The following is a 6,382-nucleotide window of genomic DNA, read 5'->3' as shown; positions in this document are numbered from 1 at the left end:
TTCGCCGATACGGATATCCGTCAAGGCAATTGCGTTGTAAACCCTTGCCATCTGCTTGCGCATCTTGGGAGAGTCGCGGTAGATGGGCGGCATCTCAAAAGCGGTATCGGCAATAATTTCTTCTTCGGGCAAATGCTCCCTTACATTTTTGATATACCAATCAAAAGACATCGACATGGTGCGCGACTGATGGGACTCGGCAAAATTAAAGACCGAAAAAAAAAGCTGTCCGGGTTTTTTGTTCCACCAACCGCCGGAATCGGAGCTTTCGTGCCAAGCCTCTTGGACAAATTGCTTCTCATTGGCCACGTTATAGTCTGTTTTAAAATTATTGGAGGTATGGTACCCGGCCTTTTTCAGAAAATAGGGAAAGCCTTTGATGAATTCGGGTACGGGCACCTTACTGCGATGGTGGCCGGTACCCAGTTTATAGGTCGGAACCCCCGTAATGATGGCCGACCTGCTCGGCGAACACACCGTACCCGTAGAGAAGGCATTGGTGAAAAGCACTCCCTCCTCGGCCAATTTGTCGATTACCGGTGTTGCCGCATCTTGGTTTCCGTAGCATCCGATAAACTGTGGGGAGGTATCCTCAATGGTTATCCACAATATATTCGGATTATCTTGTCCGAAGGCGCTACAGAACACGAACAAATAACAAGCTAAATATGTGATGCGGCTTTTTGTCATCCTTTGCTTTCTAGATTTACAATATCCTCTAAGCGGACAGCGCTTTATTTACTTTCGACCCAGATCGGTTGCGTAAAAGCAACATTGTCGGCAATGTCCCAAACCTCGAAACGTACCCAAGTGCTATCGTCAAGGTTCAAGTCCATTTCGAATTCTTTGTTCCCAAAGGATTTCGTATCCGATAGATCAACCCGTTGCCTTTCTACCTGCGCCCCATCGCCGGTCACTACTTCAACGTAACGGAGCGGAAATGTCCATTCCAGATCGGCTTTGAGTTTGGCCGTTTGCCCTTTTTTCAACTTTAGTGTGCTACCGCATTCTTTATCGTTGATTGTAAAGTCCTTCAACAAAATCTCCCCGGTGCCGACCCAAAAATTTCCATTGCGCAAAACATCCAAAACAGGTTGCCATCCGTATTTGAAGTCGGGCAGTTTGTCCAATTTCAGGTAGTTGATGTTCATGGCGCCGTAGAGTTCGTAATCGTTTTGGATATCGAAAACATCGACTTCGCCCAAGGCCTGTTTTTTAAGTCCCCAATTATTCATGTCGTCCAATAGGCCAAAGACGCGGTTTCCCATTTTTTCTTCGGATAAATCCGAGGGCATATTTTTCCATGCCGCACCGAGATAGCGATTGGATGTAAAGTAATCTTCCTCTTTATATTCATCGGGAAAGCCGGTCGATCCTTTGATGCGGCCATGCGCCACCCACATCAGGCCATTTTCCTTTTCGAACAGCTCTAGCACATCGGCGGAACTGCCAACGTGATATACTTTGCCATAGGTTTTGGACTTCTCGACGAAAGGTTTTTTATCCGGATTGTTCAGCACCCAATAGATCGGTTTCGGGAAAAAGCTCATCCAATGTCCGCCAAGCTGTACATTGGGTTCTTCACCGGGCAGCAATAGAAAATTGTTGTTGGACAGGCGTTCGCATTCCTCATGCATCACCTGCAATTGGGCCAGGCGCTCATCGGTGCCCAATCCGGGCGTTTCCCCAACGTGGAACTCGCCTAAATGGACGATGTCGACCCCCATTTTTTTAAAGAACTGAGCGAATTCGGGATTTTCCAGACCTTTGGGAATTTCGGTCGTGTTCTGTTCCTTTTGTTTGTTGATATAATCCAGGGAATGTTCTACATGGTAATGGCTGGTGAATTTCTTATAGCCTGGGATATCGACAAATTGGTCCCCATGGGTATATTTTTTGATTTTCTCCAGTACGGCCTCCGCCTTTTGATCATCCAAATACAGGAAGAATCCCATTTTTTGGACGCTGCCCGGGGGGGCGTTCAGCCAAGGTACTTGCCGTCTGTCACCGAAAACCGGTTGCCGTACGCCCCATCCATAGCCATTGAACAGGTCGAGGTAGTTTTGCCCCGACCAGTTATATCCGTAATTCCCGACCCCGTCCAAGGGCGGGATAAAGCGGTGCGGGGAAGGGAATGTGGCCAAGGCACCGTTTTCCGATTCGGCGATTATCGTACGGTAACGCGTGGTCTTGGGGGTCGCAAATTCGCTATGGGCCGATTGTCTTATAAATTTGTCGGTATTATCTTGCCAGCAGATATTCTTGACATCGTCACCCAAGGTGGAAAGTCCTGCATGATAAAGGTATGCCCGCGCATCTTGATCCGTGGCCATGGCGGCTTCCATTTTAATAAGGGCATCCCCGCTATAGAACGTAAAATTCAAGTCGCCTTCAAACTCCCCGCCCTTAAGACCTTCGAACGAAATTGTCGCCCGATTGCCCGTACTGGAAACGTTGACATTCTTGGTATCGAGAATTGCTTTCTGTACCGAATATGATCTTTTGTAAGGGTAGTCGAAAAAAATCTGCCAGCCGTTCCGTTTTTTCAGGTCGCGTTCCCCTAAGAACAGGGCATACTCCGGTTGCAGCTCGCTAAAAATTTTCTTTTCCGTTTCATTTTCGATTACGCCTATGGATTGAATAAGTGGCGGTTGTGGGCTCATCCCATCCTTATCGAGGAAGGATTCTATGCGAAAGGTGACGTAGTTGGTTCTGTCGTTTCCGTTCCATTTGGCGGTAATGAGACCCTTTTCGGCACTGATCAGAATTCCGCTTAATTCGTCATATTTATCAAAATTCACCGGAATATCGGGATTTTGGCCTTGAAGGGTGGGAATAGGTAGAAGCATAAACCCTATGCATACCAACAAACAGATATCCATTTTTAACAAAATAGTCTTATCTATTATTAAATTTCCCATGATTCTTTTTTCAAAAAAGTTAACCCTTTGTCCCTGCAACCGATAAAGGCTGCAGGGCAAAGAGCCAAACTAACTCAAACAACTATCTTGATTTCATGCCATCGGATCACCGACTATTTTTGATTTAAAAGTTTATCAATGAGCCAAGCAACTTCTAAATGTAAGACTTCTGACACTCAATAGCCCGGATTCTGTTCCAGATTGGGGTTGTTATCGATCTGGTCTTGGGGCAGCGGATATAGCACCTGATGGGGTTGAGCCGCTATTCCTCTATCTATAGCTTGTTGAATGAACGTGCCATGTCGTATCAAATCTTCCCTTCGAAAACCTTCGGAGTAAAATTCCCTTCCCCTTTCGGCCAGGATAAAATCACGTAAGCTATCCGTATCGGCAAACTCTCCCAAGGTTATCGGCGAAGCGACAGCGCGATTTCGCACTTGATTAATAAGGTCGATAGCTTCTTGACCCGGTCCGCTGATTTCGTTCAGGGCTTCCGCCCTGGCAAGAATGATATCCGACAATCGGATGTAGGGTATATCGTTGCCGTGCGCCTGTCCGATGGCATTGGGATCAGGGGTATATTTAAAGCTACGGACATCATCCAAGGCATTGCCGTCGTCATCCCGATCAAGAGGTACAGGGTCAGTTTCGCCGATGGGTACATATTCCGTGATAAATAGCTCTCTCCTAACATCCTCTTCTTCAAAAGTCTCATAGAAATCGGTATAGGTACGGAACATGGCACCGAAATTCTGCCAATTGGTCTGGATTCGATAATTGGGCGGAAAGGCATGGGGCATATAAACGTTGATTTGATCACTACCCAACAAACATTCAAACCTTAAAATATATTCGTTGTTGCTTTCCCCTTCAATTGAAAAGAGCTGGGTATAATCATCATAAAGGGTATAATTTAACCCCAATACCTGCTGCGCGGCATCGACGGCCTTCTGCCACTCTTTATTGTTGAGATAAAACTTGGTCAACAAGCCCAGTGCATTGCCCTTGTTCGCCCTGCTTGAAAAGCCTTCCGCGGAGAGTTTTTCGGCCGCGAAGAGAAGATCTGCCTCTACATACGCCCTGTACTCCTCTTCGGTGGCACGTGGGGTTTCCTTGCCTATAGCTTCAATTTCATCCAAAGAAGCGCCTGCCGGAATTTCTATGATGGGTGTTGGTCCAAAGAGTGTGTGAAGCATATAGTATGAAAACGATCTTACAAACCGGGTCTCGGCCTGGATTTGATCAATACTTTCCTGCTCTATGTCGGATAAGGAATTGATAACCAGCAATACATTGTTCGCCCGGGCAATGGCCTGATAAAAATTACGGTATTGACTATTGAAAAACCCTGTGGTCGGATCCCAGTTGAACTGCATTATGGGTACGACTTCACGATTGAGGCCACCACCTGTCTCCCAGGTCATATCTGTTGGAAACTCCCCCAATATAAACGTGTTGTCGCGACTAAAATAACCGGTAACGGTCATCGCCGAATAGGCACCGGTCAATAGCGCGTCGACACCGGACTTGTCCTGTAAAAAGGCATCCGGGTCATACTGCGTAAAAACTTCTTCCTCCAAAAAATCTTCGCATCCCAAAGTAATCCATGCAAAAGCCGATAGTAGATAAATGCTGATTCTGTTTCTATTATTTTTCATCGCTTTGCTTTTAAAATTTAACATCGATTCCTACGCGGAAGGTTCTTGCCAGGGGATAACTGTTATAAGCTACCCTCGTTACATTCTCTGCGTTCGGGGTATTGGGATTTGCATCCGATCCCGAAGCACTGGCATCGGGGTCATACCCCTTGTAATCGGTTATGGTTGCCAAATTGTCCGCCGCTACGAAAACCCTTAAAGTTGATACGGGGCCAAGTCTATCCACATCGAAGTCATACCCCAATGTGACATTCTTAAAACGTATAAAAGAGGCATCGACGACCGTCCATGAATTAACAATTCTTGCGCCCCCGTACAAACTCGGGTTAATACCCGAGGGATAGTCATTGGTGGGATTACTAGGCGTCCAACGGTTCACATAATACTCTGAAATTGAGTTCCTTGCGTCATTTGTCGGATACAAAGACTCCGTAATGTTGGCATCAAGGGTTTCGATCCCCTGAACTCCCAAAACAAAGACATTCAACGAGAGTCTTTTGTATTTAAAGGTATTATTGATGCCGAAGCTATAATCGGGGAAGGGGTCGCCCAACACCACACGATCGTCTTCATCTATGGTATTATCGTTATTTTGATCCACGAATCTTGGCATCCCCGGTGCGTAGCCGCTGACATCGGGCGTCGGCGAGTTTTCGATATCGTCGCCCTCCTGAAAGACACCATCGATCTCGAAGCCGTAAAACGAACGAAGTGGGGACCCTTCTTGTACGATGGTATAATTCGTAATAAAGGTACCGATCTGACCTCCGATAAGGCGTTCGGTAAATTCGGGCAATTGGGTCACTTCGTTTTTCAGGAAAGCTAGGTTTAAACTGGTGTTCCAAGAAAAGTCGCCGATCAAATTTTTGGTCTGCAGGCCCACTTCGAAACCTTTGTTCACCACTTCACCGAGATTCGTTCGAACCGAGGTAAACCCTACGACCGAGGGTAAGGGCTGTACAAACAACTGATCTGATGTTTTTCGGTCAAAGTAATCCAAAGTCCCCGAGATACGATTCGAGACAAAAGAAAAGTCGAGGCCCACGTTGGTCTCCGCGGTAGTTTCCCATCTGAGGTCGGGATTCGGTAAACGCGCCGGCACCACCCCTCTGAAAATCGAACCGCCAAACACCGAATTTCCTCCGGATTGCAAGGTCAGTAAGGTCTCAAAATTGTCAATACCCTGATTTCCCAGTTCGCCATATCCGATTCGGAGTTTCAGGTTATCGACCCAACTACTGTTTTCCAAGAAGGCCTCTTCGCTGATGTTCCATCCAATGGAACCCGAAGGAAAAAACGCGTATTTGTTATTCTCCGAAAATCGGGAAGAACCGTCTACCCTAAAGGATGCCGTGAACAGGTAGCGGTCCCTATATCCATAGGTCATACGACCCAAGAAACCATTAAGTGTATTTTTGAATTTTGAGCTTTGGAGATTGTCCCGTAACTCACCATCACCGCTTTGGAGCAAGTTGGTGCCAGTAACATCCGATAAAAATCCCGCCGATTCCCCGTACAGACGCCTTGTCAAAAACTCTTCAAAAGTAGCCCCCGCCAATAGGGAAAAATCGTGGGTATCATTCCAGGTATTCTCATATTTTAACAGATACTCGGTCAACCAATGCGTATATTCCGTAGATTCTACATTGGCAACACCCCCTTCAGCCCTACCTATCTCGGCCACGCGGCTTCTATAAAAATCATCTCTTCTATTGTTGGCCTCCGCACCGAATCGCACTGTTGCCTTCAGATTTTTAACCAAATCGTAGTCCACCGTCAGTGAACCATAAAATTGATTTCGAA

The 6,382-nt window shown here is 46.5% G+C and carries 4 protein-coding genes; all 4 read right to left on the bottom strand.

The genetic code is table 11. The features are described 5' to 3' along the window. Positions 1 to 690: sulfatase-like hydrolase/transferase (locus ACEW8S_RS15785; RefSeq protein WP_373519084.1), on the bottom strand; the 690-nt coding region annotated here is incomplete at its 3' end. A 44-nt stretch (positions 691 to 734) separates the two neighbouring features. Next, positions 735 to 2,921 (bottom strand): hypothetical protein, encoded by a 2,187-nt coding sequence (locus tag ACEW8S_RS15780; protein WP_373519083.1) that lies wholly within the window; start codon positions 2,919 to 2,921, stop codon positions 735 to 737. A 176-nt stretch (positions 2,922 to 3,097) separates the two neighbouring features. Next, on the bottom strand, positions 3,098 to 4,579 hold the full coding sequence (locus ACEW8S_RS15775) for a RagB/SusD family nutrient uptake outer membrane protein (protein WP_373519082.1): 1,482 nt from the start codon (positions 4,577 to 4,579) through the stop codon (positions 3,098 to 3,100). 10 nt (positions 4,580 to 4,589) lie between these two features. Then, positions 4,590 to 6,382 (bottom strand): SusC/RagA family TonB-linked outer membrane protein (locus ACEW8S_RS15770; protein WP_373519081.1); only part of this gene is annotated, 1,793 nt, incomplete at its 5' end.

This window comes from Pricia sp., assembly GCF_041745955.1.
GTDB lineage: Bacteria > Bacteroidota > Bacteroidia > Flavobacteriales > Flavobacteriaceae > Pricia.
Note: the sequence above shows the minus strand (reverse complement) of the source record. Positions and strands in the feature narration are given on the sequence as shown.

Coding starts and splice junctions, on each gene's coding strand:
- ACEW8S_RS15780 (WP_373519083.1), bottom strand. CDS start 2,921: ATGGGAAATTTAATAATAGATAAGACTATTTTGTTAAAAATGGATATC.
- ACEW8S_RS15775 (WP_373519082.1), bottom strand. CDS start 4,579: ATGAAAAATAATAGAAACAGAATCAGCATTTATCTACTATCGGCTTTT.